Source organism: Pseudomonas sp. H3_E07 (genome assembly GCF_054668895.1).
Genome location: NZ_CP162795.1, coordinates 5,435,238 through 5,461,513 on the forward strand (window position 1 = coordinate 5,435,238; position 26,276 = coordinate 5,461,513).

Annotated in this window: 24 protein-coding genes and 2 pseudogenes; 19 read left to right on the plus strand and 7 right to left on the minus strand. The window is 59.3% G+C overall.

Annotated elements, in window-relative coordinates:
• The 9 genes and pseudogenes from narH to AB4O08_RS25255 all read left to right on the plus strand — a co-directional run bounded on the left by narH (window position 1) and on the right by AB4O08_RS25255 (window position 9,923).
• A complete protein-coding gene (gene narH, locus AB4O08_RS25215; protein ID WP_010209830.1) occupies window positions 1-1,539 on the plus strand; it encodes a nitrate reductase subunit beta in 1,539 nt (512 codons plus the stop codon).
• 3 nt (window positions 1,540-1,542) lie between these two features.
• A complete protein-coding gene (gene narJ / locus AB4O08_RS25220) occupies window positions 1,543-2,298 on the plus strand; it encodes a nitrate reductase molybdenum cofactor assembly chaperone (RefSeq protein WP_010209831.1) in 756 nt (251 codons plus the stop codon).
• Entirely contained in the window at window positions 2,291-2,971 is a 681-nt protein-coding gene (gene narI / locus AB4O08_RS25225) for a respiratory nitrate reductase subunit gamma (protein WP_010209832.1), read from the plus strand. Before narJ ends, narI begins: the two co-directional genes overlap by 8 nt.
• Before the next feature lie 10 nt (window positions 2,972-2,981).
• Complete coding sequence (locus AB4O08_RS25230) at window positions 2,982-3,797, plus strand: peptidylprolyl isomerase (RefSeq protein WP_010209833.1); 816 nt, start codon at window positions 2,982-2,984, stop codon at window positions 3,795-3,797.
• Window position 3,798: 1 nt separating this feature from the next.
• Window positions 3,799-4,785 (plus strand): GTP 3',8-cyclase MoaA, encoded by a 987-nt coding sequence (moaA, locus tag AB4O08_RS25235; protein ID WP_137206060.1) that lies wholly within the window; start codon window positions 3,799-3,801, stop codon window positions 4,783-4,785.
• Window positions 4,786-4,960: 175 nt separating this feature from the next.
• Window positions 4,961-7,165 (plus strand): annotated as a pseudogene (locus AB4O08_RS25240) (ribonucleoside triphosphate reductase); the annotation flags it as partial.
• Window positions 7,165-7,860: an anaerobic ribonucleoside-triphosphate reductase activating protein gene (locus AB4O08_RS25245; RefSeq protein WP_021492289.1), complete on the plus strand. Its 696-nt coding sequence runs from the start codon at window positions 7,165-7,167 to the stop codon at window positions 7,858-7,860. The pseudogene AB4O08_RS25240 and the gene AB4O08_RS25245, both read left to right, overlap by 1 nt.
• Window positions 7,861-7,930: 70 nt before the next feature.
• A complete protein-coding gene (locus tag AB4O08_RS25250; protein WP_021492288.1) occupies window positions 7,931-9,550 on the plus strand; it encodes a methyl-accepting chemotaxis protein in 1,620 nt (539 codons plus the stop codon).
• A gap of 163 nt (window positions 9,551-9,713) precedes the next feature.
• Window positions 9,714-9,923: a DUF3079 domain-containing protein gene (locus AB4O08_RS25255; RefSeq protein ID WP_042572200.1), complete on the plus strand. Its 210-nt coding sequence runs from the start codon at window positions 9,714-9,716 to the stop codon at window positions 9,921-9,923.
• Window positions 9,924-10,255: 332 nt separating this feature from the next.
• On the opposite strand, the gene AB4O08_RS25260 is transcribed toward AB4O08_RS25255, so the two are convergent.
• On the minus strand, window positions 10,256-10,732 hold the full coding sequence (locus tag AB4O08_RS25260; RefSeq protein ID WP_010209845.1) for a hemerythrin domain-containing protein: 477 nt from the start codon (window positions 10,730-10,732) through the stop codon (window positions 10,256-10,258).
• A 266-nt stretch (window positions 10,733-10,998) separates the two neighbouring features.
• Between AB4O08_RS25260 and AB4O08_RS25265 the strand changes: the two genes are divergently transcribed.
• Complete coding sequence (locus AB4O08_RS25265) at window positions 10,999-11,205, plus strand: PLDc N-terminal domain-containing protein (RefSeq protein WP_010209848.1); 207 nt, start codon at window positions 10,999-11,001, stop codon at window positions 11,203-11,205.
• Window positions 11,206-11,267: 62 nt separating this feature from the next.
• On the opposite strand, the gene AB4O08_RS25270 is transcribed toward AB4O08_RS25265, so the two are convergent.
• Window positions 11,268-11,828, minus strand: coding sequence for a type 1 glutamine amidotransferase domain-containing protein (locus AB4O08_RS25270; RefSeq protein WP_047543955.1), 561 nt, complete (start codon window positions 11,826-11,828; stop codon window positions 11,268-11,270).
• A 201-nt stretch (window positions 11,829-12,029) separates the two neighbouring features.
• On the opposite strand from AB4O08_RS25270, the gene AB4O08_RS25275 reads away from it, so the two are divergent.
• Genes AB4O08_RS25275 through AB4O08_RS25285 form a run of 3 tightly spaced genes read left to right on the plus strand, consistent with a single transcriptional unit; the run spans window position 12,030 to window position 13,410 of the window.
• Window positions 12,030-12,242, plus strand: coding sequence for a hypothetical protein (locus AB4O08_RS25275; RefSeq protein ID WP_010209852.1), 213 nt, complete (start codon window positions 12,030-12,032; stop codon window positions 12,240-12,242).
• 2 nt (window positions 12,243-12,244) lie between these two features.
• Complete coding sequence (locus AB4O08_RS25280; RefSeq protein WP_010209854.1) at window positions 12,245-12,676, plus strand: hypothetical protein; 432 nt, start codon at window positions 12,245-12,247, stop codon at window positions 12,674-12,676.
• Window positions 12,673-13,410 carry a DUF72 domain-containing protein gene (locus AB4O08_RS25285; RefSeq protein WP_045791987.1) on the plus strand — a complete coding sequence of 246 codons (738 nt, stop codon included), beginning with the start codon at window positions 12,673-12,675 and terminating at the stop codon, window positions 13,408-13,410. The genes AB4O08_RS25280 and AB4O08_RS25285 overlap by 4 nt, the downstream gene beginning before the upstream one ends.
• Here AB4O08_RS25285 and AB4O08_RS25290 read toward each other — a convergent pair.
• The gene (locus AB4O08_RS25290; RefSeq protein ID WP_021492284.1) at window positions 13,375-14,160 is read right to left on the minus strand and encodes a DeoR/GlpR family DNA-binding transcription regulator; all 786 of its coding nucleotides are present in this window, start codon (window positions 14,158-14,160) and stop codon (window positions 13,375-13,377) included. The two genes, AB4O08_RS25285 and AB4O08_RS25290, sit on opposite strands and share 36 nt — an antisense overlap.
• A gap of 121 nt (window positions 14,161-14,281) precedes the next feature.
• On the opposite strand from AB4O08_RS25290, the gene AB4O08_RS25295 reads away from it, so the two are divergent.
• Window positions 14,282-15,442, plus strand: coding sequence for an alpha-hydroxy acid oxidase (locus tag AB4O08_RS25295; RefSeq protein WP_021492283.1), 1,161 nt, complete (start codon window positions 14,282-14,284; stop codon window positions 15,440-15,442).
• Between the two features lie 191 nt (window positions 15,443-15,633).
• On the opposite strand, the gene AB4O08_RS25300 is transcribed toward AB4O08_RS25295, so the two are convergent.
• The gene (locus tag AB4O08_RS25300) at window positions 15,634-16,560 is read right to left on the minus strand and encodes an alpha/beta hydrolase (protein ID WP_010209861.1); all 927 of its coding nucleotides are present in this window, start codon (window positions 16,558-16,560) and stop codon (window positions 15,634-15,636) included.
• A gap of 163 nt (window positions 16,561-16,723) precedes the next feature.
• Here AB4O08_RS25300 and AB4O08_RS25305 point away from each other — a divergent pair, with 163 nt between their 5' ends.
• Window positions 16,724-17,581, plus strand: a complete 858-nt coding sequence (locus AB4O08_RS25305) for an SDR family NAD(P)-dependent oxidoreductase (protein ID WP_010209863.1) — start codon at window positions 16,724-16,726, stop codon at window positions 17,579-17,581.
• Window positions 17,582-17,592: 11 nt separating this feature from the next.
• Window positions 17,593-18,180: an NUDIX domain-containing protein gene (locus tag AB4O08_RS25310; RefSeq protein WP_460114474.1), complete on the plus strand. Its 588-nt coding sequence runs from the start codon at window positions 17,593-17,595 to the stop codon at window positions 18,178-18,180.
• A gap of 199 nt (window positions 18,181-18,379) precedes the next feature.
• On the opposite strand, the gene AB4O08_RS25315 is transcribed toward AB4O08_RS25310, so the two are convergent.
• A complete protein-coding gene (locus tag AB4O08_RS25315; RefSeq protein WP_460114475.1) occupies window positions 18,380-18,793 on the minus strand; it encodes a hypothetical protein in 414 nt (137 codons plus the stop codon).
• 144 nt (window positions 18,794-18,937) lie between these two features.
• On the opposite strand from AB4O08_RS25315, the pseudogene AB4O08_RS25320 reads away from it, so the two are divergent.
• A pseudogene (locus AB4O08_RS25320) lies at window positions 18,938-19,476 on the plus strand (GDP-mannose pyrophosphatase).
• Between the two features lie 196 nt (window positions 19,477-19,672).
• Here the strand turns inward: AB4O08_RS25320 and AB4O08_RS25325 are convergent.
• Complete coding sequence (locus AB4O08_RS25325) at window positions 19,673-20,062, minus strand: hypothetical protein (protein ID WP_044287314.1); 390 nt, start codon at window positions 20,060-20,062, stop codon at window positions 19,673-19,675.
• A gap of 3 nt (window positions 20,063-20,065) precedes the next feature.
• Window positions 20,066-24,838 (minus strand): RHS repeat-associated core domain-containing protein, encoded by a 4,773-nt coding sequence (locus AB4O08_RS25330; protein WP_460143645.1) that lies wholly within the window; start codon window positions 24,836-24,838, stop codon window positions 20,066-20,068.
• Window positions 24,839-25,039: 201 nt separating this feature from the next.
• Here AB4O08_RS25330 and lexA point away from each other — a divergent pair, with 201 nt between their 5' ends.
• Window positions 25,040-25,657, plus strand: coding sequence for a transcriptional repressor LexA (gene lexA, locus AB4O08_RS25335; RefSeq protein WP_021492567.1), 618 nt, complete (start codon window positions 25,040-25,042; stop codon window positions 25,655-25,657).
• Window positions 25,657-26,271, plus strand: coding sequence for a translesion DNA synthesis-associated protein ImuA (gene imuA, locus AB4O08_RS25340; RefSeq protein ID WP_010209873.1), 615 nt, complete (start codon window positions 25,657-25,659; stop codon window positions 26,269-26,271). The genes lexA and imuA overlap by 1 nt, the downstream gene beginning before the upstream one ends.
• Window positions 26,272-26,276: the final 5 nt, after the last annotated feature.

The window sequence follows — 26,276 nt, forward strand, 5'->3', positions numbered from 1 at the left end:
ATGAAAATTCGCTCACAGATCGGCATGGTGCTGAACCTGGACAAATGCATCGGCTGCCACACTTGCTCGATCACCTGCAAGAACGTGTGGACCAGCCGCGAAGGCATGGAATACGCCTGGTTCAACAACGTCGAATCCAAGCCCGGCATCGGCTACCCCAAAGAATGGGAGAACCAGGACAAGTGGAAGGGCGGCTGGATCCGTAACGCCAATGGCACGATCAACCCGCGTATCGGCGGCAAATTCCGCGTGCTGGCAAACATCTTCGCCAACCCAGACTTGCCTAGCCTGGACGACTACTACGAGCCGTTCGACTTCGACTACCAGCACTTGCACACCGCGCCCCTGGGCGAACACCAGCCCACCGCGCGCCCGCGTTCGGTGGTGTCGGGCAAGCGCATGCAGAAAATCGAGTGGGGGCCCAACTGGGAGGAGATCCTCGGCACTGAGTTCGCCAAGCGCCGCAAGGACAAGAACTTCGACCAGATCCAGGCCGATATCTACGGCGAGTACGAAAACACCTTCATGATGTACCTGCCGCGCCTGTGCGAGCACTGCCTCAACCCGGCATGCGCAGCGTCATGCCCCAGCGGTGCGATCTACAAGCGTGAAGAAGACGGCATTGTGCTGATCGACCAGGAAAAATGTCGCGGCTGGCGCATGTGCATCAGCGGTTGCCCGTACAAGAAAATCTACTTCAACTGGAAGAGCGGCAAGTCCGAAAAGTGCATCTTCTGCTACCCGCGCATCGAAGCCGGCATGCCCACGGTGTGCGCCGAAACCTGTGTCGGCCGTATCCGCTATCTCGGTGTTCTGCTGTACGACGCCGACCGCATCAGCGAAGTCGCCAGCACCGCCAACGAGCACGACTTGTACGAGAAACAGCTGGAGATCTTCCTCGACCCGAATGACCCGGCTGTGATCCGTCAGGCCCTGGCCGATGGCGTGCCGCAGTCGGTGATCGACTCGGCGCAGCGCTCGCCCGTCTACAAAATGGCGGTGGACTGGAAGCTCGCGCTGCCGCTGCACCCGGAATACCGCACCTTGCCGATGGTCTGGTACGTGCCGCCGCTGTCGCCGATCCAGAACGCCGCCGCTGCCGGCACCGTGGGCATGAATGGGGTGATCCCGGATGTGGACAGCCTGCGCATTCCTTTGCGTTACCTGGCCAACATGCTCACGGCGGGCGATGAAAAGCCGGTCAAGCGTGCCCTCAAGCGCCTGCTGGCAATGCGCGCCTTCAAGCGTTCCCAGCAGGTGGACGGCGTCCAGGACCTGCAAGTCCTTGAAGACGTGGGCTTGAGCGTGCCGCAAGTGGAAGAGATGTATCGCTACCTGGCCATCGCTAATTACGAGGACCGCTTTGTAGTGCCAAGCGCCCACCGCGAGGACGCCATGAGCGATGCCTTCGCTGAGCGTTCGGGCTGTGGTTTCAGCTTTGGCAGCGGCTGCAGCGGCAGTTCCGACACCAATATGTTCGGCGCGAAGAAGGCCAACCGCCGCGACGTGTTGAAAACCGTACAGATCTGGGAGGACTGAACCATGCGCATTCTTAAAGTGATCTCGCTGCTGCTGGACTATCCCACGGAACACCTGGTGAGCGGCCGCGATGAGCTGGAGCAGGCGATTATCGAGTCACGGGAAATCAGTCCCAAACAACGCGGCGCCTTGTTCGAACTGCTGGAGCTGATCTGCGCTAACGACCTGATGGATGGCCAGGAACACTACGGCGCGTTGTTCGGGCGCGGGCGTTCGCTGTCGTTGTTGCTGTTCGAGCATGTGCACGGCGAATCCCGCGACCGTGGTCAGGCGATGGTCGACATGATGGCCCAGTACGAGGCGGCTGGTTTTGCCATCGGCGTCAAGGAGCTGCCCGACTTCATCCCGCTGTACCTGGAGTTTCTCTCCACCCGCGAGGACATCGAGGCCCGCGAGGGCCTGGCGGATGTGGCGCACTTGCTGGCGTTGCTCGCGGCGCGCCTCGAAGAACGTGAAAGCGCCTATGCCAGTTGCTTCCGGGCACTGCTGCAAATCGCCGGCGCCGAGCCGCACCAGGCGGTGGCCGAAGTGCGCGCCCAGGTCGCTGCCGAGCCGCGTGACGACTCCCTCGAAGCCCTTGACAAGGTGTGGGAAGAAGAGGCCGTGGACTTCATGCAGGCCGAACAGCAGGACCGTTGCAGTGCGCTGCCGAGCGCTCCGGGCAAGGCGCGGGAAGAAAGCGCCGTGCCGTTGCACTGGGTGGATTTTCAGCAGGAAGGGCGGGCCGTGCTGCCTGCCGGGGAGGTGGGTAATGTCTAAGTGGAATTTGCTGGTATTCGGGGTGTACCCTTATGTGGCCCTGGCGATCTGCCTGTTGGGCAGTTGGGCGCGGTTCGACCTGTCGCAGTACACCTGGAAGGCCGGCTCCAGCCAGATGCTGAACAACCGTGGCATGCGCGTGGCGAGCAACTTCTTCCATATCGGCGTGCTGTTTGTGCTGGCCGGGCACTTTGTCGGCTTGCTGACGCCCGCGTCGGTGTACCACCACGTGATCAGCACGGAAAACAAGCAACTGCTGGCAATGGTCTCCGGCGGTTTTTTCGGCCTGCTGTGCCTGGTGGGGTTGCTGATGCTGATCAAGCGTCGTCTGAGTGACCCGCGTGTGCGGGCTACGTCGAGCGCGTCCGACATTCTGATCCTGCTGGTACTGCTCGCGCAGTTGCTGCTGGGCTTGCTGACCATTGTGGCCTCCACCGGGCATATGGACGGCTCGGTGATGGTGATGCTCGCCGATTGGGCGCAGAACGTGGTGTTGCTGCGGCCAGTGCAGGCGGCGGAGTCGATTGCACCGGTGTCGCTGATCTACAAGGCCCACGTGGCGCTGGGTCTGACCCTGTTCGTGCTGTTCCCGTTTACCCGCCTGGTGCACATGGTCAGCGCGCCGGTCTGGTACCTGGGCCGTCGTTATCAAATCGTGCGGCAGAAGTCGTGAGGAACACATGATGACCCAGCCTGAATTGATTGCCAGCAGTGAACAGGAATGGCCCATCGTCAGCGTCAACGGCGTGTCGATCACGCCCGAGGCGATGGCCCTGGAGCTGCAATACCATCCTGCCGAAAGCCGCGAAGCCGCGGTGTACCTGGCCGCTCGCGCGCTGGTGATTCGCGAGCTGCTGCAACAGCGCATCACCGAGTTGGGCCTGGCGGTGGACATCGCCCCCGGCGAGAACGAAGAAGAAGCCGCCACGCGCTTGTTGCTGGAGCGCGAGATCACCGTGCCGCAGTGCGACGAGGCGACCTGCCGGCATTATTTTGAAAGCAATCGTGGGCGCTTCCACAGCGCACCGTTGCTGGCGGTGCGGCACATCTTGCTCGAATGCGCGCCGGACGATGCCGAGGCACGGCAGATGGCCCATGTGCAGGCAGAAATCCTACAGCTGAGCCTGGCGCAGACACCCGCCAGCTTCGCCGAACTGGCGCTCAAGTATTCGGCGTGCCCGTCCAAGGCCCAGGGTGGCTCATTGGGCCAGATCAGCAAGGGCCAGACCGTGCCGGAGCTGGAGCGCCAGTTGTTTACCCTGGCGCCCGGCCTGGCCGATAAGCCCTTGGAAAGCCGTTACGGCTGGCATGTGATCAGCGTCGACCAGCGCATCGAAGGCCAGCCGTTGCCTTACGAAGCAGTGGCGGGCGCCATTCGCACCCAGTTGCAGCAGGGGGTGTGGCAGAAGGCGCTGGTGCAGTACCTGCAAACCCTGATTGGCGCCGCGGACATCCGTGGTCTCGCGCTGCAAGGCGCCGACTCGCCGTTGGTGCAGTGACATGAGCCTGGTGGATGGGCTCGGCCGTTCAATCGATTACCTGCGTCTGTCGGTGACCGACCGTTGTGATTTTCGCTGTGTGTACTGCATGGCGAAAACCATGACCTTCCTGCCGCGCCAGCAGGTGTTGAGCCTGCAAGAGCTGGAGCGCCTGGCCCGGCTGTTTGTGGGCCAGGGCGTGCGCAAGATCCGCTTGACCGGCGGTGAACCTTTGATCCGTCCTGGCATTGTGGGGTTGTGCCGCACTATTGCTGCGTTGCCAGGCTTGCGTGAGTTGGTGATGACCAGCAATGGCTCACAGTTGGCGCGGCTGGCGCAGCCGCTGGCGGCGGCGGGGGTCAAGCGCATGAATATCAGCCTCGACAGTCTGGATCCCGTGCGGTTTCGGGCGATCACGCGCAACGGTGATTTGCGCCAGGTGCAGGAGGGGATAGAGGCGGCGCGGGACGCCGGGTTCGAGCGGGTCAAGCTCAATTGCGTGGTGATGAAAGGGCGTAATTTTGATGAGGTGCCCGCGTTGGTGCGGTATGCGATCGAGCAAGGGATCGATATCAGTTTCATCGAAGAAATGCCTTTGGGGGATGTAGGGCGTTCGCGGGGGGAGGCGTTTTGTGCCAGTGATGAGGTGCGGGAGGTGATCGCTCGTGAGCATCTGTTGCTCGACACTGCGGAAAGCAGTGGGGGGCCGGCGCGGTATGTGCGTTTGGCGCGTTACCCCGACACGCGCATCGGGTTTATCTCGCCCAATTCACAGAGTTTTTGTGGGAGTTGTAATCGGCTAAGGATGACGGTGGAGGGGCGGCTTTTGTTGTGCCTCGGGCAGGACGACGCGCTGGATTTTCGTGAGTTGCTCAGGCGGTCTCCGTTGGATGATCGGCCGTTGGTTGAGGCGTTGCATCGGGCGTTGAGGGGAAAGCCAGCGCGGCATGATTTTTCGGGGGCGGGGGAGGTTCAGGTGGTGCGCTTTATGAGCATGAGCGGTGGGTGAGGTTGGGGGGCACCGTAAGGGCGGAACCATGGATAGCCGTGACGGAATAAAGGGATATGCCCCGATCAGAAAACGTTGATCCCGATCAAGGGTTTCCAACGCTTCTCTCCGTAATATCACTGCATATTGTGTTTTATGTTATCGGATTGTCTATATGTAGTGTTTGGAGCTTCCAATGCAAAGCACGCTCACCCCGCTCACCAGCACCCACCTCCACAAACGCGACGGCAGCCTGGCCCCCTTCGACGCCGAAAAAATCCGCCAAGCCCTGATCGCCGCCGGCACTGCCACCGCGGAGTTTCAAGCGAACGACGCCGACCTGTTGCTGGGCGCAGTATTGGCACGCCTAAGGGGCATCGAACAACTGGACGTCGAACTCATCCAGGACAGCGTCGAACGCGTGCTGATGGACGCCGGTTACTTCCAATCGATGCGCGCCTACATCGTCTACCGCGAACAACACGGCCGCATGCGCCGTGACCGCAAGACCCTGGTAGAGGTCGCCACCTCCATGAACGAATACCTCGATCGCGAAGACTGGCGCGTGCAGGCCAATGCCAATCAGGGCTATTCCCTGGGCGGATTGGTGCTCAATGTGGCAGGCAAGGTCACTGCCAATTACTGGCTGGACGAGGTCTACAGCGAGCAGATCGGCCGCGCGCACCGCGAAGCGGATCTGCATATCCATGACCTGGACATGCTTGCCGGCTACTGCGCCGGTTGGTCACTGCGTTCGCTGTTGCACGAAGGCCTAAACGGTGTGCCGGGCCGGGTCGAAGCGGGCCCCCCCAAGCACTTGAGCAGCGCCTTGGGGCAGATGGTCAACTTCCTCGGTACCCTGCAAAACGAATGGGCCGGCGCCCAGGCCTTCAGTTCGTTCGACACCTATCTCGCACCCTATGTGCGCAAGGATCAACTGAGCTACCCGCAAGTGCGCCAGGCCGTGCAGGAGTTCATCTACAACCTCAACGTGCCGTCGCGCTGGGGCACCCAGACACCGTTTACCAACCTGACCTTCGATTGGGTCTGCCCAGAAGATTTACGTGAACAGGTGCCGGTGATCGGCGGTGAAGAAATGCCGTTTGCCTACGGCGACCTGCAAGCCGAAATGGAGCTGATCAACCGCGCCTACATCGAGGTGATGCAGGCCGGGGATGCCAAGGGCCGGGTGTTCACCTTTCCGATTCCCACCTACAACATCACCCATGATTTCCCCTGGGACAGCGACAATGCTGACCGCCTGTTCGAGATGACGGCGCGCTACGGTTTGCCGTATTTCCAGAACTTCCTCAATTCCGATATGCAGCCCAATCAGGTGCGCTCGATGTGCTGCCGCCTGCAACTGGACGTGCGTGAATTGCTCAAGCGCGGTGGCGGGCTGTTCGGTTCGGCGGAACAGACGGGCTCCCTGGGGGTGGTGACAATCAACTGCGCACGCCTGGGCTACCTGTTCAATGGCGACACCTCAGGCTTGCTGCAACGCCTGGACAGCCTGATGGAAATGGCCATGGAAAGCCTGGAGGTCAAGCGCAAGGTGATCCAACACCACATGGATGCGGGCCTGTATCCCTACACCAAGCGTTACCTGGGCACGCTGCGCAATCACTTCTCCACCATCGGCCTTAATGGCATGCACGAGATGCTGCGCAATTTCAGCGCTGACGAGGAGGGCATGCACACCGAACAGGGCCGCGCCTTTGCCCTCAAATTGCTCGACCATGTGCGCGCCACTTTGCTGCGCTTCCAGGAAGACACCGGCCACCTCTACAACCTTGAAGCCACCCCGGCGGAAGGCACCACCTACCGTTTTGCCAAGGAAGACCGCAAGCGCTACCCAAACATCCTGCAAGCGGGCAGCGACATCGCGCCGTATTACACCAATTCCTCGCAACTGCCGGTGGGCTTTACCCAGGACCCCTTCGAAGCCCTGGAGCTGCAAGACGAACTGCAATGCAAATACACCGGCGGCACTGTGTTGCACCTGTACATGGCCGAGCAGATCTCGTCGACCCAGGCCTGCAAGCAATTGGTGCGCAAGGCGCTGGGGCGTTTCCGGCTGCCGTACCTGACGGTGACGCCGACATTTTCGATCTGCCCGGTGCATGGCTACCTCGCCGGTGAACATGAGTTCTGCCCCAAGTGCGATGAAGTCCTGGCCCTGTAGGAGCGAGCTTGCTTGCTCCCGTATGAAGCCATTCAACTCAACTCCACCCCAAGGAGATTCACCATGCAAACCTCCCAGCCACAACGCCAGCGCTGCGAAGTCTGGACCCGAGTAATGGGTTACCACCGGCCGGTGTCGGCGTTCAATCCAGGCAAGCAATCCGAGCACAAGGAGCGTGCGCACTTCACTGAAACGGCCGCTGCGGCCGGTCGCCAATGAGTCGAGCGCTGCGGGTCGGGGGCCTGGTGCCCCTGACCACCCTCGACTACCCCGGCATGCTCGCCTGTGTGCTGTTCTGCCAGGGCTGTGCCTGGCGTTGCCGTTACTGCCACAACCCGGACCTGATCCCGCCGCGCGCGAGCACGCAAATGGATTGGCGCCGGGTGTTGCTGTTTCTGCAACGGCGCCGAGACCTGCTCGACGCCGTGGTGTTCAGCGGCGGCGAGCCGACCTTGCAAGAGGGTTTGCCGGCGGCGATGGATGAAGTCCGGGCGATGGGTTTTCACATCGGCCTGCACAGCGCGGGGATCAAGCCGGCGGGGTTTGCCCATGCTTTGCGGCATGCCGACTGGGTTGGTTTTGACGTAAAGGCCCTGGCCGAAGACTGCCAGTCGATCACCCAGGTCAAGGGCAGCGGCGCCGCCAACTGGCGCAGTCTCGATATTTTGCTCGCCAGCGGCATGGACTACGAATGCCGTACCACGGTGCATTGGCACCTGATCGACCCAGCCCGCCTGCTGCGGCTGGCCCAACGTTTGCAAGCCCGTGGCGTGCAGCGCTTCGCCGTGCAGATGGTGCGCACCGCCAGCATGCTCGACACGCAACTGCCGAGTTCCCCGGCACAGGCTGCGTTACCGGAGCTGTGGGGCCGCTTGCGTGAGTTGTTTCCCGCGTTTGTATTACGAGGGTGACCCGCGCCCTCAACCGCGTTTTTATCGATGCTGCCCCTGGTGGGCAGGTGTTCATCAAGGAAGGTTCAGAATGAAGCAGTTAACCACGGCACAACGCATTGTCATCGGTTTCGCGATTGCGCCGCTGGCTCTGGTCGGTTTGGTGTTCTACGCCCTGCACGACCTCGCAACCCTCAAGCAACAATCCGAACAGATTGTGCAGCAGGACTGGCCGAAAATAGCGCCGATCATGGTGATCGCCACCGGCGTACGCGATAACGGCCGCAACACCCGTGACTTGCTGATCGACCAGGACAACCAACAAGCCCAGGAAGCCATCGGCACCACCCGGCAACGCATCACCGAGGCGTTCGCCACCCTTGAGCCGCTGCTCGATACCGCCGAAGGCAAGGCCGCCTATGCGACCTTGAAAACCCATCGGGAAGCCTATGTGGCCGCTTTCACCCAGGTGCAGGCGCTGATCAAGCAAGGCGCTCGCGAACAGGGCCTGGCCCAGCTGAAGCAACAGGTGATGCCCGCCGAGCTTGCGGTGTTCAAGAGCCTGGACGCGTTGATGGCCATGCAGGGACGTCTGTTCGCTGAACGCGAGCAGGCGGCGCAGGTCCTGTACGACGAGGCCCGGCGCAACATGATCGGGTTGTTCCTGTTGTGTTTGGCCCTGGTGGTTGCCGCCGCGATTATCGTCACCCGCAGCGTGATTCGCCCATTGGGCGGCGAGCCGGACGAAGCCGCGCGCGTGCTGAGCCATATTGCCCAGGGCGACCTGACCATCGTGGTGCCAGTGGGCAACAGCGCCGAAGGCAGCGTGATGCGCAACCTGCACCAGATGCAGCAGAACCTGAACCAGATGGTGCGGCACATTGCGACGTCGGTGGACGGCGTGGCCAGTTCCTCCGAAGAACTGAGCGCGGTGAGCAGCCAGACCAGCAGCAGCTTGCAGTCCCAGGGCCAGGAGATCGAACAGGCGGCGACGGCGGTGAATGAAATGACCGCTGCCGTGGATGAAGTGGCGCGCAACGCGGTGAGCACCAGCGAGGCTTCGCGTCTGTCGGAACAGACCGCCCAGCGCGGTCGTGCCCAGGTGCAGGAAACCGTGGCGTCGATCAACACCCTGGCCACCGGCGTAGTGGAAACCTCCGAACGCATCCAGCAACTGGCGGGCCGCGTACAAGACATCAGCAGTGTGCTGGAAGTGATCCGCAGCATTGCCGACCAGACGAACCTGCTAGCCCTCAACGCCGCCATTGAAGCAGCGCGGGCTGGGGACGCCGGGCGTGGGTTTGCGGTGGTGGCTGATGAAGTGCGGGCGTTGGCCCATCGCACCCAGGCTTCGACCCAGGAGATCGAGCAGATGATCGGCAATATCCGCCAGGATACCGAGCATGCGGTCGCGGCCATGCACAGCAGCAGCGAGCGCGTGCAGGCGACACTGAGTGTGGCGCAGCGTTCGGGTGAAGCCTTGGATGAGATTACCCGGTCTATTTCGCAGATCAACGAGCGCAACATGATGATTGCCAGCGCCACCGAGGAGCAGGCGTTGGTGGCGCGGGAAGTGGATCGCAATCTGGTGGGCATTCGCAATCTGTCGCAGCAGGTGCTGCAAGGGGCGTTGCATACCGAGACGGCGGGGCATGACCTGGCGGGGATGGCGGGGGCGCTGCACCAGACCGTGGCGCGCTTTAAAGTGTAGCCAGATACCGGCAAAAAACTGCACTTCGCCAGGGCGTGAATAGCGGCGGCGAGCATCGAAACAGTGCGTGATCGAGAGTGAGGCTGGGCGCTTGATTTCGGTCAAGGCAGCATGGGTGTTTTAACACTAGGGTGTGAACACCGTCTCCAACAAGGCAAATGCCATGGCCAAGCCTTTTCCGCTGCACCCCAAGCATCCCGAGCGTATCTGCTGGGGGTGTGATCGCTACTGCGCTGCGAGCGACCTGGCCTGTGGCAACGGAGCCGACCGCACCATGCACCCTGCGGAGATGCTCGGTGATGACTGGTATGAGCACGGCGACTGGGGCGTTACGCCCGAGCCGCCGGATAAGGATGAGCCGTCAGCTGCTTGAGCGGGGTTTATCTTTACTGGGCTTATGGGTATCAGCAGGCTTGGCCGGCCTGGGCGGCTGCTTGTCGGTGTCTTTGGTCTTCTTACTGCTGTCGGAGGGGCTGCTGGGGTAGGTCCCCGGCGGCAGGGCAGAACCGGCGGCACCGTTACCATTCAAGGCGTTCGCGGCTGGCTCTGGGTTATCGCCGAACGCGGCGAGGGCGGGGCCAGTGAGCAAAGCGGACAGGCCGACAATGAGTAAAATCCTTTGGGACGATCTGGTCTTCATGACGCAATCCCCTCGTGTGATGGTTCCAGAGCCTGGATTACTCTCAGGCCCTGGTCATGCCTCGATCAAGCCGCCATGGGCTTGGTCGACTGCAACTTCTTGTGCGCTGCTTTCATCGCTTCCATTTCGGCGCCCAGTTCTTCCAGCAGCGCTTTGCCTAGCAGCTTTTTAGCTTGCGGGAACATCTCGGTTTCCTCTTCCTCGATATGGTGCTCCAGCAATTCCTTGACCACTTTGACGCGGCCGGAAAACTCCGTTGTCGAAGGCTCGGTCTGCTTCAGGTCCGGCAGTACCAGGGTGTCAACGGTGCGATGCTCTTCCTTGGCCTCGTGGTACATGATGTCTTGTTCCTTGCCACCAGCCTTCCTGAACGCCGGGTAGAGGATTTCTTCTTCCAGCCTGGTATGCAGGCTGATTTCGGCTTCCAGCTTGGCCAACAACTCAGTGCGTTTTTTCACCCCACGTTCGGTGGATTCACTCAACTGAGTCAACAGGGCCTTTACGCGTTCGTGGTCGGCTTTGAGCAGGTCAATCGCATTCATGGGTGACACCTCACGGGGAAATCAGGGCGTGTCGACATGCACACCTCGTCCATGACAGGAGTGCATCAGTTGTACCAACTTGAGCTGTTTTTAATTCGTGAGGAAATTCAAAGGCCTACGATGACATGGCGACTGAACCTGTCGTGCAGGTTGCATGGTCGGTGCGGTTGCACGTTGCATTCCACAACCCCGGGACATTCGCGCAAATTTTAATGAACCCTCGCGCTAAACACTTGACCTAACGTGTACGACCTAGGAGGTGAAGCATGGAAATTCAATATATCTGGATCGGTTTGGCGGTGGTTCTACTGCTACTGGAATTGTGGGCGATCAATATCGTATTGCGCAGCACTGGGGGCTGGGAGACCAAAGGATTGTGGGTGGTGGTGCTTATCTTTGTGCCACTTTTGGGCCTTATCGCTTGGGCGATGTTCGGGCCGAAACGCGAAATGCCGCAGCAGCATAAAAGCTGAGGCAGGAGTCGATAGAGAACAGGCGCCGTCGAGGCGCCTGTTTTCGTTGCGCGGTAGGCTTATCAGCCTGCCAATGCCTTGGCGATCGCCTCATTGAACGCCGGCAGATCATCCGGGGTGCGTGAGGTAATCAGGGTCCAGCCATTGGCTTTGCAGACCTTGACCTCTTCATCGACCCATCCGGCGGCTCCGGCGTTTTCCAGATCGATGCGCACGCTCTTATAGGAGGTCAGGGTCTTGCCTTTGATCACACCGGCATCGATCAGCGCCCAGGGGCCATGACAGATTGCCGCCACGGTTTTGCCTGCCTTGACGAACTCGTTGATCAACTTCTGCGCCGCTGCATCCTGGCGCAATGTGTCAGCGTTGACGGTGCCGCCAGGGATCACCAGTGCATCGAAATCACTGCCCGACAGCTCGGACAGCTTCGCATCGGACTCAGCCGTCGTGTCCTTCTCGGTATCGCCGACGAAGGTCTGGGTGATGCCGCCTGTGCTGGAGCCGTGGGTCACTGTCGCGCCATAACCGCGCAGCGCTGCCAATGGTTTGAGCAGTTCATCGCGCTCGATACCGGTGTTGGACGTGATGACCAGAATCTTCTTGCCGTTAAGCTTTGAACTCATGATCGAGTGTCTCCTGATGGGTGTACGAAGGATGGGATATGGGAGAGTTGATCCGGGTCGGGTGGCAAAGGTTTAAATTAATTTTCAGCAAATTTGCACCGGGTTGGCGCGGGCAATTTCCTTGAACTATCCAGGGCCACAGGCTTCTGCTGCATAGGCGCTCGATATCTTTTTACCCGCGCCATTGATTGGAGAACCACCATGACTGCCGATAAGACCCCAGCCCCCATCAGTTCCGAAGAAACTCAGAAGGGCACTGATAAAGCCACAAAAGGCCAGACCCTGGAACGCCCGAATCCCAAGACCGAAACCGTCGATAAAGTGCTGACGCCCACCTCGATCAAGGACACCGAGCGCCAGACCGATGCCATCAACGAACAGGCCGCCAAGGCCGAGCGCAAGCTGGGCCACTGAACATGGCCCGTTCTATCTCTGCGTCGGAGTTGGGCATCGAGCTCAAACCTGGCGATGACGGCAGCCTGTTCAAGTGGTTTATCGCCAGCTTCCTGATGGGCAAGCGGATCCAGGCACCGATTGCCGCACAGGCCTACAAAGTGATCGTTGAAGAGCAAGGCCGCGATACCGCGCGTAAGCTGCAGCACTGCACGTCGCGTGAGTTGGTAGCCATGCTCGGACGCGCGCATTACGTGCGCTATGATGAAACCACCGCCCAACGTTTACTCGACCTCAGCGCCAAGTTGAACGCCGAGTATGCCGGCAAGATCACTCATATGCGCAGTGCCAGCGAGAGCCGAGAGGCCTTCGAAAAACGCCTTGGGGCGTTCGACGGGGTCGGGCCCAAGACCATCGAGATTTTCATGCGTGATGCCGCCAAGGTGCTGTTTTGACGGCAACGCTGTTTGTGGGCTGTGCCGGCTGGAGTTTGCCGCGTGAGTACTGGGCAGCATTTGCCGAGGAGGGCACGCATTTGGAGCGTTATGCGTCGCGCTTCAATGCGGTGGAAATCAACAGTTCGTTCTATCGCCCGCACTTGGCGAAGACGTACGCGCGGTGGGCGCACTCGGTGCCGTCGGGCTTTCGTTTTTCGGTCAAGGTGCCCAAGCGCATCACCCATGAATTGCGCTTGCATGGCTGCCAGGCCGCACTGGAGGCGTTTCTTGGGCAATGTCTGCAACTGGGTGAAAAGCTGGGTTGCCTGCTGGTGCAATTACCGCCTTCGTTGCAATACGAACCGAGTGTTGCCGACGCATTCTTCACGGCGTTGCGCCAACGTTTTACCGGTGACGTGGTGCTTGAACCACGGCACGCGAGCTGGTTGGCGGCTGAAGAGATGATGCAGGCTCTGCAGATCGGGCGGGTGGCTGCCGACCCGCCGGTGATCCCGGCGGGAGAGGTGCCGGCCGGTTGGCAAGGCGTGCATTATTGGCGTCTGCACGGAACACCGCGTGTCTATCACAGTGGCTATGGGGCTTCACGCGTTCAGGCGTATGCGCGTGTGTTGAGCGCGTCCGTAGCGGCTGGTATTCCTACCTGGTGCATCTTCGACAATACTGCCAGCGGCCTGGCTACGCCGGACGCGCTGTCGCTACTCGACGTCCACTCGCAGCACTTCCAACCCTAGCTGCTCATACGCCTCTACACTGGGCACATGCCATTCGGTGATCAGTGTGTGAATGCGGCTGCACGGCGCCACCACAAAGGGCTCCACGGCGCCGAGTTTGTCCGCCATGGTCACCGCCACCACGTGGGACGCACTGTCGAGCAAGGCTTGCTTGACCGCCACCTCATCGAAGTGCAACGAGCTGATGCCCACTTGCGGATGCAGTGCGCACACGCCGGTGAATAGCACGTCGGCCTTGATGCCCTGGATCATGCGCACGGTTTCATGGCCGCTGGTAGACAGCGTCGCCGGGTTGAGCTGGCCGCCCGTGAGGATCACCTTTACGTCAGGGTGGTCGGCCAAGGCGATGGCGATCATGGGGGATGTCGTAACCACAGTGAGACGCATCGAGCGTGGCAACGACTGGGCAATCTGCAGCGTGGTAGACCCGGAGTCGAACAGTACGATTTGCCCCTCTTCCACGCGGTCGGCAGCGAGCCGGGCGAGGTGACGCTTGGCCTCGTTAGTCTCGCCGACACGGGTGAAGAAGTCTTTGCCGGTGTCCTTGGGCCGGGGCAGGGCGCCGCCGTGTACGCGTTGCAGCAGGCCGGCGGCGGCGAGTTCGCCGAGGTCGCGGCGGATGGTGTCCTGGGACACTGCAAAGTGGTCCACCAGCTCCGAGGCGGTGACTTTGCCGTCACGTTCCAGCAGCAACAAAATCTTCTGCTTGCGCAAAGAAGGCAGGTCGATGGCTTGATGAGTGGTGTGCATGGTTTTGCGTCTTTTTGCGTGTTTGTGCGAGATTAGTCGCGCTGCGATCTAAACGCAATGGCTGGTTGTGCGGCTGATGGGCGGTTACTCTCAGCATTCAGTTCAGGGAGAGGTGACCTAGATGCCGTTGATCACAACCATCGAAGATTTACGCAAACTCGCGCAAAAACGTGTCCCACGGATGTTCTACGACTACGCCGATTCCGGCTCCTGGACTGAGAGCACTTACCGGGCAAATGAAAGCGATTTTGCCTCTATCAAGTTCCGCCAGCGGGTGGCGCGCAACATTGATGAACGCTCGATCCGCGCCACGATGATCGGCCAGGAGATGGCCATGCCGGTGGCGCTCGCACCCACCGGGTTGGCCGGCATGCAGCACGCCGATGGCGAGATTCTCACCGCCCGCGCCGCCGCCGCGTTCGGCCTGCGCTACACCTTGTCGACCATGAGCATCTGCTCCCTGGAAGACATTGCCGAGCACGTCGGCCAGCCGTTTTGGTTCCAGTTGTATGTGATGCGCGACCGCGCCTTTATCGAACAACTGATCGAGCGCGCCAAGGCTGCCGGCGTGGATGCGCTGGTGCTGACCCTCGACCTGCAGATCCTCGGCCAGCGCCATAAGGATCTGATCAATGGCCTGTCCGCACCGCCGAAGTTGACCCTGCCGAATATCCTCAACATGGCCACCAAACCGCGCTGGGTGATGGGCATGCTCGGCACCCAGCGTCGTGGCTTCGGCAATATCGTCGGGCACGTGAAAGGTGTGGCGGACATGAGTTCGCTGTCGTCCTGGACCGCCCAGCAATTCGACCCGCGCCTGAGCTGGGACGATGTGGAGTGGATCAAGAAGTGCTGGGGCGGCAAGTTGATCATCAAGGGCATTCTCGATGTGGAAGATGCGCACCTGGCCGCGAATGCCGGTGCCGACGCACTGGTGGTGAGCAACCACGGCGGTCGTCAACTCGATGGCGCGCCTTCGAGCATTAGCCAGTTGCCGGCGATTGTCGAAGCGGTGGGCGAGCGCATTGAGGTCTGGCTCGACGGTGGCATTCGTTCCGGCCAGGACGTGCTCAAGGCGATGGCATTGGGCGCCAAAGGCACCATGATCGGTCGCCCGCATTTGTATGGTTTGGGGGCGATGGGCGAGGCAGGTGTAACCAAGGCGCTTGAGATTATCGCCCGAGAGCTGGACGTGTCGATGGCGCTGTGTGGGTATAACGATATACGCGATGTGAGTCGCGAGATTTTATTGCCGGGGACATTTCCCGAAAGCGTTTACTGAGCAAAAAAATCGTAAAAATATAAAAAGAGTTGTCCACGAAAACCGTGGGTATCTCTGTGGATAACTTTGCGAAGCCCCGGCAGGGTTGGCGATTTATGCAGAGATCATTATTTGATCAACTTCTGATTTGGCCCCGCATGGGCTGGGTTTGCGCTTGACACGCAAGCGCGAACCCAGTGCCGGAAAGCGTTTTATGAGTCGCGATCACGGCCTGTGGAGTGCGTGACAACGTGGGGTGGTGCCTTCGCTTGCATCAGTTTGTCCAGCGCCTGGCCATAACTGCGACCGGCCAGGCTCATGCTGTTGTTATGGCTGGCACCGGGCACCAATAACAGCCGCTTTGGCTCCTGGGCGGCTTCAAACAGCTGCTGGCTGAAGCGCGGCGGCACGTAGCGATCGTCAAGGCCATGTACCACCAGCAGCGGCATACGGATATCGGCAATCTTGTCGATGGAATTGAATTTTTGCGACAGCAACCAGCGCACCGGCAACGACGTATTCGCCACGGCCGTGGCCACATCCGCCAGCGATGTGAAGGTGGACTCGATCACCAGGCCGCGCACCGGCAGTGGTGTTTGTCTGCCCAGTTCGGCAGCCAGGTCGATGGCCACCGCGCCGCCCAGGGAATGTCCGTAGATCAGGCGTTTGCTTGGGTCCGGTTGCAGTACCTGGAAACGCTCCCAGGCAATGCGTGCGTCTTCGTACACGGTGGTTTCCGACGGTAATTCGCCGCGGCTCTGGCCGAAGCCGCGATAGTCGATGGCCAGTACCGAATAACCCAGGGCGTGCAGTTGCTCGATGCGAAACAGTTGCCCGGTGAGGTTCCAGCGTACGCCGTGCAGGTAGAGGATGGCAGGTGCGTCCTTCTTGTCCGCCGGGTACCACCAGCCATGGATATTCTGTCCGGATTTGAAACTGGCCGGCTTGAGTTCGAACTCCTGCACCGCCTTGGGCAAGCCGCTGTACCAACTGGCGGTGCCCGGCTCGATGCGAAACACCAGTTCGCGCTCCTTGTGTTGCAGCACGGCGCAACCCACCGGCAGACCGACGATCAACAAGGCCATGCACACCATGGGAAACCAGCGCAGGCTCAGGCGCGAGAGGAAACGAGAGGACATGAAGGTTCCAGGAAAAAGATGAATCAGGGGTTTTACCAGATGGCCCAACCAGGCAGGAATTATTTCGACAGCCGTAAACGGGTATTCCTTGCAAAGTGTTACACCATTGAACAACGCGTGCCGGGGTTGTTAGGGTGGGCGGCCCGAACAGGAGAGCAAGCACATGGAATTCACAGGCAAAACCGCACTCGTCACGGGTGGCGCACGCGGGTTGGGGCTCAGCTATGCACGGGCTTTGGCCCAGGGCGGCGCGCGGGTGGTGATCAGCGATATCGGCGCCGATAATGCCGGCGTTGGCAGCGATGCTTCGGTGGTCCAGGCCGCGGCAGACACCTTGCAGGCCGAGGGCTTGAACGTGATAGGTCACGGTGGCGACCTGTCCACGAACACCGGCTGCCAGCAACTGATCGCGTACGCCATCGAAGCCTTTGGCCAACTCGACATTCTGATTCACAACGCCGGCTGGGTCGGTTACCAGAACATCGCCGACCTCGACGCCGCGTTCCTGCAACGCGCCATGGACATTAACCTCTATGCGCCGCTGTGGCTGTGCAAGCATGCCTGGCCGCACCTGCTGCGCTCATCCGCGCCGCGCATCATCCTCACCACTTCCGACCGCGCCATGTACACACAATATGAGCAGACTGGACTGGTGGCCTACAGCGCGGGCAAGATGGCGCAACTGGGGATCATGAACGCGTTGAGTCATGAAGGTGCTGAGGCCGGGATCAAGGTCAATGCGATCTCGCCGGTGGCCAAGACGCGCATGTGGGGCGTTACCGAAGAACCGGATGAACTCAAGCCCGACTGGGTGACGCCGGGGGTGGTGTTCCTCGCCTCTGAGCAATGCCAGGACAGCGGTTACATCCTGCGCGCCAGCAACGGGCAATTCACGGCCACGCGCTTCACCGAGAACCCCGGGGTGGACTACCCGCGGAACCTCGCACGGATCAAGGCGAGCAGCGCAGAAGCAGTCGCCGCCGCCTGGAACAGCATCAAACAAGCACAACCCCTTTCTTGAGAAACCCGAGCATGGACAACAGCCCCGTTCGCATGACCGCCGAAGAAACCCTCTCGGAAAACTGGTACCTGCTGAAAAAATACAGCTTCGACCTGCGCCGCCGCGACGGCAGCTGGCAAGCCCAGACCCGCGAGGTGTACGACCGCGGCAATGGCGCGACCATCCTGCTGTACAACCGCGAGCAGCGCACGGTGTTGCTGATCCGCCAGTTTCGCATGCCGACGTTCGTCAACGACTATCACGGCTACCTGATCGAAGCGGCGGCCGGTTTGCTCGACAATGCCACCCCCGAAGAACGTATTCGCCTGGAAGCGGAAGAGGAAACCGGGTATCGCGTGGGGCATGTGGAGAAGATTTATGCAGCATTCATGAGTCCGGGGTCCGTGACGGAGCGGATTCACTTTTTCATGGGTGAATATCAACCAGGGGATCGGGTGGGGAGCGGTGGCGGCCTTGAGGAGGAGGGTGAGGATATCGAGGTGTTGGAGTTGGGCTTTGATGAGGCGTTGGCAATGGTGCAAAACGGCGAGATTGTGGATGGGAAGACCATCATGTTGTTGCAGCATCTGGAATTGCGGATGCTCAAAGAAGGGTGGTGAGTTGGTTGGTTAGGGTGTGAACACTCATTGTGGTGAGCAGCCTTGCCCTGCGTTGGGCTGCGGAGCAGCCCTGAAACAAACACTGCTGATTTAACTGAAAAAACCATTGCCTGGATGGGGGCCGCTGGGCGGCCCAAGGCGAGCAAGCTCGCTCACTACAGGACGGTAGATTAGGTTGAGTAATCATATGAAGAAAGACTCAGTTGAACTTTTCATAATCTTGGGCACCGAGTGATGCTAGCCACTTTTTAAAGAATTCAATTTGTTCTTGTGGATTGTTAGTAAGGTTTTCTTCTTCGTAATCGAACAGGTGAACGATGTTTTCGTTAGTGGCTTGCTTGCCTAGCGTCATTTCGTATGCGACAAGGCCAGCGCTCATTTGAGATGCCATTCTTGAAGGCTTGACATTCAACTTCGCGCCTTTGCATAGAAATGTTATGTGGGGGAAGTCTGCCCTGATTTTTGCGAGGCAGACATACATGTCTCTTCCTTCGTAAACTGTTTTGAAATTATCAGCCTCTGAAAAAATCATGATTGATTTCGATGTGTCATATTTTACAGTCACTTCTTTTTTCTGACTGCCGATTATTGCGAGTATTTTTTGTGTTTTCATGTTATTTCCTGTTTGGGTTCGGGATCGAATAACCTACATAACTTCCATCGGCTTTGAGTGGTGTAGCAAGGCGAGCAGCGCAGAAGCAGTCGCCGCTTGGAACAGTATCAAACAAGCACAACCCCTTTCTTGAGAAAACCGAGCCTGGACAACAGCCCCGTTCGCATGACCGCCGAAGAAACCCTCTCGGAAAACTGGCACCTGCTGAATAAATACAGCTTCGACCTGCGCCGCCGCGACGGCAGCTGGCAAGCCCACACCCGGCGAGGTGTACGACGTTGCTGATCCGCCAGTTTCGCATGCCGACGTTCGTCAACGACTATCACGGCTACCTGATCGAAGCGGCGGCCGGTTTGCTCGACAATGCCAGCCCCGAAGAACGTATTCGCCTGGAAGCGGAAGAGGAAACCGGGTATCGCGTGGGGCATGTGGAGAAGATTTATGCAGCATTCATGAGTCCGGGTTCGGTGACGGAGCGGATTCACTTTTTCATGGGTGAATATCAACCAGGGGATCGGGTGGGGAGCGGTGGCGGCCTTGAGGAGGAGGGTGAGGATATCGAGGTGTTGGAGTTGGGCTTTGATGAGGCGTTGGCAATGGTGCAAAACGGCGAGATTGTGGATGGGAAGACCATCATGTTGTTGCAGCATCTGGAATTGCGGATGTTGAAGGACGGCTGGTGAGTCAATTTTTGTCGTGAGAAGGCTTGCCCTGTGCCGGGCTGCCCAGCAGCCCTAAAAACGGTCAACACGTGTTCACTTGAAAACACCCATCGTCTGGATCGGGGTTGTTTCGCGGTCCAGCGCAAGCAAGTAGATTGTTTAAATGGCGGATTATCGTAAGATCTAGTTGGATTCCTCGTGAGGCAGACGGCGGTTGTTAACGGGTTTGCAGAGACTCGGCCCACTTATTTCGATAAGCGATCTGCTCATTGATATCGTTTGTAAGATTGCTTTCTTCGTAATCGAATATACGAACGAGTTCCGCATCGGGCTCACTCATTGTTACGTCATAAGCAACTAATCCGCTTGACATCTGTGAGGCCATTGCAGAGGGGTAGACACTCACCTTTGAACCTTTACACAAAAAAGCTATTTCACTGAACTCTCTTCTTAATAATCCAAAGCATGTATATATATCTATGTCAGAGTATGTTTTTTTTGTGCCGTCGGTAAATGTTATAGAAAGTGTTGATGTCGCTCTGTCAATCCCAAGTGTAGCGGTTTCTCTTTGGGTGTTTTTGATTATGGTTATGTCGAGTTCTTTCATTGGTCATTTTCTATTTGGATTAATGAGTGAGTAGCCTTTATGCGTTCCATCATCGTGGACGGGTGTGGCTCCTAGAATATCCTTGGTATCTATCCGGTTTGGTATGGCAATTTCGCGCTCCTTTTTATAGTCGGATAAAATGCCTAGTTCTTTGTTGACATCCCGACCCGGAATTTTCTTTAGGGTGTAAAGATAGCCTTCCTCAAACCCAAAGGATGTTGCGAACGTCAACCCTTGCTCCCTTGATATCGATGTGCTCACAAAATTGCTTGGTGGACTCGCATTGTTTTGCGAGTGTAAGTATAGGTCAGTGCTTTTTCCTCTGCTCTCAAAGCCTGTTTCAAAAATTTCGTCCGGGTGCCTTGAGTCCCCTCGATATAAATATTCTTGTTTTTTACTTGATGCTGGTAGCGAAGGAGTGCCGTCGTCTACGTTCAGCTGTTTATTTGAGTTTTCTGTGTTTGTGTGTGGTTTGCATCCATCCCCGCCGGGACACGTGTTCAAACCCAGTGGATCAACCCAGCCCGTAGGGTTGGGCACGTATTGGTACGCATTGATCCCACCCGCCAGCTTCACCGGGTCCGGCGTGAGGTAACGACCAATATCCGGATTGTAGTAGCGATGGCGGTTGTAGTGCAGCCCGCTTTCTTGGTCGAAGTATTGGCCCTGGAAACGCAGCGGGTTGTCGATTTTTCCGATGTCGAGACGGGTGATTTCACCGTAAGCACGGTAATGGGCGGACCAGACGATTTTGCCATCGGAGGCGGTGAGTTCCTGCGGCGTACCCAGGTGGTCGAGTTGGTAGTGGTAGGCCTTGGTTTCCTTTGGACCGAAACCTTCCAGTAGGACCAGCGGGCGAAAGGTGTTCGGCTCGTAGAGGTAACTGCGGTGGCGATCCGCGTGGTGCTCGGCGATCAGTGTGTCGCCCTGCCAGAAAAACTCTGTAGTGATGCCGTCAACGGTTTTGCTGATGCGCCGCCCAAACGGGTCATAGCGGTAGCTGGCGGTCTGGCCATTGGGTTTTTTAATGCCGATCAGACGGTGCTGGCAGTCGTAGCGGTATTCGGTGACGAGTTGATGGCCTTTGCCGCGTCGTTCGCGGATAAGGTTGCCGAAAGCGTCGTAGTCGTAGTGGTGGTCGCCTTGGATCATCAGGCGGTTACCCGCCACGATGTCCGGGCCGGGGCGGTCTTGCATCAGCAGGTTGCTGGCGGGGTCATGGCCGAAGCGTTCCTGGTCGGCGCGGGTGAGGCGGTTTAGTGGGTCGTAGTGGTAGTGATGCTCGCCTTTGCGGGTGTCGAGGAGGCGGGTGAGGTTGCCGGCCTTGTCGTAGTCGTAGTGGCGCTGGTAAAGGGGGTGTTGTTGCTGGGTAACGGCGTGGGCGTGCAGGCGTTGCTGATCGTCGTAGTGGTAGTGACTGATCAGTTGGCCTTGTTGGCGTTGGTGTTCCTGGCCGGCTTTGAATAGATGAGAAGTAAGGATTTCACCGTTCAGTTCGACGGTCGCGAGGTGGCCGCCTTTGTCGTGGTTGAAGGTGAGGCGGTTATTGTCCGGCAGGCGTAGTTTGTGAAGGTGGCCGCAGGCGTCGTAGCCGTAGCGCAGGGTGCCCCAGCCTTGGTGTTCGGCGGTGAGACGGTTTTGGCTGTCGTACTCGTAGGCCAACACCCAGTGGCCGTCCTCGACGCTTAAGAGGTTGCCTTGGCGGTCGTAGGCGTAATCGACAAGGCTGCCGTCGGGTAGGGTTTTTCTTACGAGTCGACCGGCATGGTCACGCTCGTAACGGGTAACCAGCTGACTGCCGTCATCGCCGTGTTCGGTCTTCTCCTGAAGGTTGCCGTTGAGTTCGTAGACGTAAGCCGTGCGCTGGCCATCAAAGCCGGTTTCCTGTTGGATCAGGCCGTTGCTGTGGTATTGGAGTCGGTAGGTTTCGCCCACCTCGTTTTCGATCTCGGTCAGCAATAACCTAACGTTGTCGTACCGGTATTTGACCTGGGTGCCATCAGCGTTGATGCGACGGCTGATCAGGTGCAGGCCGTCGGCGTATTCGTAGCGGGTGAGGTGGCCCAGTTCATCGCGTTCGGAGGTGATTTTTCCGTAAGCGTTGTAGCTGTATTCCCGTGTGGCACCGCCCGGTAGCACAACACGGATCAACCGACCTACGCTGTCCCACTGATACTGGGTTAGCGCCCCCTGTGCATCTTCACGGGCAACCTGTCGCCCAAGGTCGTCATAGCGATAGCGCTTAACGCCACCGTTCGGCAACTGCTCCTCAAGCAACTGCCCACGCTCATTCCACACCAGCCGATGACAGCTGTGATCCGGGTACCAAACACCAACCAGCTGCCCATATTTGTTGTAGCTGTAGTCAGTAGCGTTGCCGTCAGGATCGGTCTTGCGCGTCACGTCACCCTGGTTATTACGCTCATATTTCCAGACCGCCTGACCCCGCCTTACAACCCGTACGAATCCATTGTCATGCTCGTAGGTCGTCGGCTCATCGTCCCCAGGAAACAGCGCCACCAAACGCCCGGCTTCGTCGTACTGATACGCCGTGATCGCACCGAGAGGATCCTGCTCAACCGTCAGTCGGCCTTTGTCATCGTAGGATTTAAAGTGTTGGGCACCGTCAGGGGCCACGCGCTGCACCAGCCGCGCCCGCGGGTCATGCACGTAGACTTCCTGGCTGCCATCGGCGTTAAACACCGTGACCTGCCCGTTGTCATCCCAGGCGTACCGCGTGTCCATCTGCGAGAAACTGGCCCAGTGCCGTACGCACCGTGCAGCCTTGCCAGACCGTTCCCACGCCCAGAAGAAACTCGCTCCACCGGCCAGTTCGCGCTCAAGAATCACGTGCTGATCGTCGTACCGGTAAACCTCGCTTTCGCCTACAGCGTTGGTCGCACAAACCAGTCGTCCACCAGCGTCGTAGGCGTAGGAAACAACGTTCTGCTCCGTCACCCAGACAAATGGGCCGTCATCCACAGCCCGCTCAATCTGGTAATCCACCGCCACAATGCGGCCCGACGCATAGCGCAAAAACAACGAGCGCCCGACGCCGTTATCCAACCGCTCAATCTGCCCCAGGTAATTACGGGAAATGCGCAGCCGGTTGTCATACGCATCGCTGATCGCTGTCAGCGCACCGTCGTGGAAGTGGTAGAAACGTGACCCTTGAGACAGGACTAACTCATCGGGCACAGCCCCCAGGTAGATCGCCGCTTCGGCCAGGCTATTGGTAATTGCAGGTCGCGAAACAGTCGGCAAGGGCAGGGCAGTCGAGCGATTTTCATGATCGGTCCACACCACCGAATCGCCGGAAACACTCAGCCGATGCGCCAGCGAGTGACTCCAGCCAAACCCCAACCCGCAATCCATTTCCACCGCACTGGTGCGGTACAAGCGGGTCCACTCAAACGGCAAGAGTCCGTCCAGCGTTCCATCGGTGAGGGTCAGCAGTTCCTCGCCCGTGACCATGGACACCGGGCAACCGTTGGTAGCGGTCTTATCCGAAGACGCAGCGGCATTCCCAGCCGGGTTCCGAGCAGAAGCAGGCACATCGTCGACAGGCTCCTGCCGCACCAACACCGTTCGTTGGGCCTTATCCCGAACCACCGGCACCGGGTTGGCAACCACCTGATCTCCAGCCTTCAACGGCACATCCGGAATCGTCTTGATCCTCGTTGCCCGGCTACTGAGCAATATCGGCTTAGCCAGCTCCGCGTGGTCATCCCCACGGAACCTCCCGAACTGCCCAGCCATATGCTCCAACCACTTACGCGCTCGCTGAGACTTGATGCCGCCCAGCACCTTCGTACTCAAGCGCACCGCCATCCCCATTCCTGCGGTAGCAAGACACAGCAGCAAATTGATCAATACTTCAGCGCTGATTTCCCCCAGCAACTCGTTCATATAAGGCGGCGGCAACATCCGCACCCAGCTGACCATCGCCGACACATAAATGAACAGCAGCGGCTCATCGCTCAGCACCAACAAGCCCTTTGCGATGCTTTCGGTGCCGAGCTTCAACAGCTTTTCAAATTCATCCTGGGACAGGTAATGCAGGAGTTTTTCCGCGTAACCCATTGGGTCCGAAAGCCACTGAAACATCTGCTTGATGGTGTCCCAGAGCGCATACAACGCCTCACCAAACCCCCGAGCGTAGGCTTGGTGCAGCGAGAGATAGCGTTCCAGGAAGTTGGCTTCGGAATACCCCTTCCACAGCGGTTCAAACGTGGTGGTCCATTCAGCGCGCAGCCAACCTTCCAGCGGCGCGATAACCGACTGGTAAGAGGCGTACAGCGCCTTGAAATGCGCTGTGGAAACGTTGGGGTAGAAACTGACCCGGTACTGCTGGTTGCGATCACATTCAGTGATTTCGAGAATGCCGCTCGGGCCAATGGTTTTATGGAGGGGCTCCCCGAGCGGGCCACCCGTTGGATCGATGCGTTGCACCATCACGGGCGTATTGCCAATGGGCACGAACCGTGAACTCTGGAACATGTGCACCAGGGTCAACGTGCCGTTGGCCTGGCAGGTTGCGGTGGTGGTGCTGGGAAGCAGGGAGCGGTTGATCGGCGCGACCAGCGCCACTTCATCCCCGACCTTGAAGACCTGCTCGATATCCAGCGCCGAAAAGCTGAAAAAGCTTTCCGCCCAGGCATCGTAGTGATTGAGGCAGCGCTTGAAGTCGCTGATGACCGATTCAACGTCTCGCGTCTTTGAATCCAGGGTGGCCAGTACCAAATAGCCAATGGTTTGGCTGGTCACTTCGATCATGAGGCGGCCCCATCAACCGGGGGCCAAACAAACAACGCCATCCGCAATCCCTCGCACTGTGTACTCAGGCGAGGGACTTTGCGGACCTTTTCACGGGAGGGGAGTAGAGCTTATCCGGCAGGCATGTAGGACGTTTCGACAAACCTTGTCGTCCCTCACACGACTAGCGGCTATTGTCAGAAATTTCCCACAGGAGTACAAATGTACTCCATGACAACTCTAACGCCCCGCCGTACCGCCATCCTGACCTTCATCCGCGACCGTATCGCGCAGCAAGGCCAGTCCCCCAGCCTCGCCGAGATCGCCGAGGCGTTCGGCTTTGCCTCGCGCAGCGTGGCGCGCAAGCATGTGCTGGCGCTGACTGAAGCCGGGTTTATCGAGGTCAACCCGAACCAGGCACGCGGTATTCGCTTGCTCAATCAACCGATGCGTCCGCAATGGCTGGATGTGCCGGTGCTTGGCCGTGTCGCTGCAGGCTCGCCTATCGGCGCCGATGCCGAGGTGCATAGCCGCCTGCAACTTGACCCGTCGACCTTCGCGAAAACCCCGGATTACCTGCTGCGCGTGCAGGGCGATTCGATGATTGAGGACGGCATTCTCGATGGCGACCTGGTGGGCGTGCGCCGCAGTGCCGAGGCCTTGAACGGGCAGATTGTGGTGGCGCGCCTGGACGGTGAAGTGACCATCAAACGTTTCGAACGCCATGGCGACAGCGTGCGCTTACTGCCGCGCAACCCCGCGTATCAACCCATCGTGGTCGGGCCCGATCAGGACCTGGCGATCGAAGGGGTGTTCTGCGGTCTGGTGAGGCAAGGTTGATGGGCGCCGTGGTTGCACTGGACACGCTGTTCAATGGCGGGCGTGTCTGGAAAGGCCGGCCTGCCACGCCGCCAGCCAGTGTGCACCCCACCGGGCTGGCGGCGCTGGATGCGGTGTTGCCCACGGGCGGCTGGCCGGAGGCGGCCCTAAGTGAAATCCTCATGGCCAAGGAGGGGGTGGGCGAACTGCAACTGGTGCTGCCGACCCTGGCACGCTTGTCAAAGGCGCGGGAGCGCATTGTGCTGGTGGCGCCGCCCTATACACCGTACCCCCATGCCTGGCAGAACGCCGGGGTGGATCTGCGCTTGCTTTCGGTGATCCAGGCCGAAGAGCGTGATGCCCTGTGGGCGGTGGAACAGTGCCTGCGTTCCGGCAGTTGCGGCGCGGTGTTGTGCTGGCCACGCAAGGCCGATGACCGCGCGCTGCGGCGCCTGCAAGTGGCGGCGGAAACCGGGCAGACCCTGGCCTTTGCCTGGCGCGCCTTAAGTGAGGCGGTCAACTCATCTCCCGCCGCCTTGCGCCTGGCCGTGGAAGCCAAACCCGCGCAGGTGCGCGTGCTCAAGTGCCGGGGCGGCCTGGCCCATCCGGCGCCGATTACGCTGGCGGGGCATTGAGGTTG

Bases quoted from the DNA above. Each gene is read 5' to 3' on its own strand.
- AB4O08_RS25265 (WP_010209848.1), top strand. From the start codon at position 10,999: ATGGAAATTCAATATATCTGGATCGGTTTGGCGGTGGTTCTACTGCTA.
- AB4O08_RS25315 (WP_460114475.1), bottom strand. From the start codon at position 18,793: ATGAAAACACAAAAAATACTCGCAATAATCGGCAGTCAGAAAAAAGAA.
- narH (WP_010209830.1), top strand. From the start codon at position 1: ATGAAAATTCGCTCACAGATCGGCATGGTGCTGAACCTGGACAAATGC.
- narJ (WP_010209831.1), top strand. From the start codon at position 1,543: ATGCGCATTCTTAAAGTGATCTCGCTGCTGCTGGACTATCCCACGGAA.
- lexA (WP_021492567.1), top strand. From the start codon at position 25,040: ATGTACTCCATGACAACTCTAACGCCCCGCCGTACCGCCATCCTGACC.
- AB4O08_RS25280 (WP_010209854.1), top strand. From the start codon at position 12,245: ATGGCCCGTTCTATCTCTGCGTCGGAGTTGGGCATCGAGCTCAAACCT.
- AB4O08_RS25250 (WP_021492288.1), top strand. From the start codon at position 7,931: ATGAAGCAGTTAACCACGGCACAACGCATTGTCATCGGTTTCGCGATT.
- AB4O08_RS25230 (WP_010209833.1), top strand. From the start codon at position 2,982: ATGACCCAGCCTGAATTGATTGCCAGCAGTGAACAGGAATGGCCCATC.
- AB4O08_RS25330 (WP_460143645.1), bottom strand. From the start codon at position 24,838: ATGATCGAAGTGACCAGCCAAACCATTGGCTATTTGGTACTGGCCACC.
- AB4O08_RS25295 (WP_021492283.1), top strand. From the start codon at position 14,282: ATGCCGTTGATCACAACCATCGAAGATTTACGCAAACTCGCGCAAAAA.
- imuA (WP_010209873.1), top strand. From the start codon at position 25,657: ATGGGCGCCGTGGTTGCACTGGACACGCTGTTCAATGGCGGGCGTGTC.
- narI (WP_010209832.1), top strand. From the start codon at position 2,291: ATGTCTAAGTGGAATTTGCTGGTATTCGGGGTGTACCCTTATGTGGCC.
- AB4O08_RS25260 (WP_010209845.1), bottom strand. From the start codon at position 10,732: ATGAATGCGATTGACCTGCTCAAAGCCGACCACGAACGCGTAAAGGCC.
- AB4O08_RS25305 (WP_010209863.1), top strand. From the start codon at position 16,724: ATGGAATTCACAGGCAAAACCGCACTCGTCACGGGTGGCGCACGCGGG.
- AB4O08_RS25275 (WP_010209852.1), top strand. From the start codon at position 12,030: ATGACTGCCGATAAGACCCCAGCCCCCATCAGTTCCGAAGAAACTCAG.
- AB4O08_RS25310 (WP_460114474.1), top strand. From the start codon at position 17,593: ATGGACAACAGCCCCGTTCGCATGACCGCCGAAGAAACCCTCTCGGAA.
- AB4O08_RS25270 (WP_047543955.1), bottom strand. From the start codon at position 11,828: ATGAGTTCAAAGCTTAACGGCAAGAAGATTCTGGTCATCACGTCCAAC.
- AB4O08_RS25290 (WP_021492284.1), bottom strand. From the start codon at position 14,160: ATGCACACCACTCATCAAGCCATCGACCTGCCTTCTTTGCGCAAGCAG.
- AB4O08_RS25325 (WP_044287314.1), bottom strand. From the start codon at position 20,062: ATGAAAGAACTCGACATAACCATAATCAAAAACACCCAAAGAGAAACC.
- AB4O08_RS25255 (WP_042572200.1), top strand. From the start codon at position 9,714: ATGGCCAAGCCTTTTCCGCTGCACCCCAAGCATCCCGAGCGTATCTGC.
- AB4O08_RS25245 (WP_021492289.1), top strand. From the start codon at position 7,165: ATGAGTCGAGCGCTGCGGGTCGGGGGCCTGGTGCCCCTGACCACCCTC.
- AB4O08_RS25300 (WP_010209861.1), bottom strand. From the start codon at position 16,560: ATGTCCTCTCGTTTCCTCTCGCGCCTGAGCCTGCGCTGGTTTCCCATG.
- moaA (WP_137206060.1), top strand. From the start codon at position 3,799: ATGAGCCTGGTGGATGGGCTCGGCCGTTCAATCGATTACCTGCGTCTG.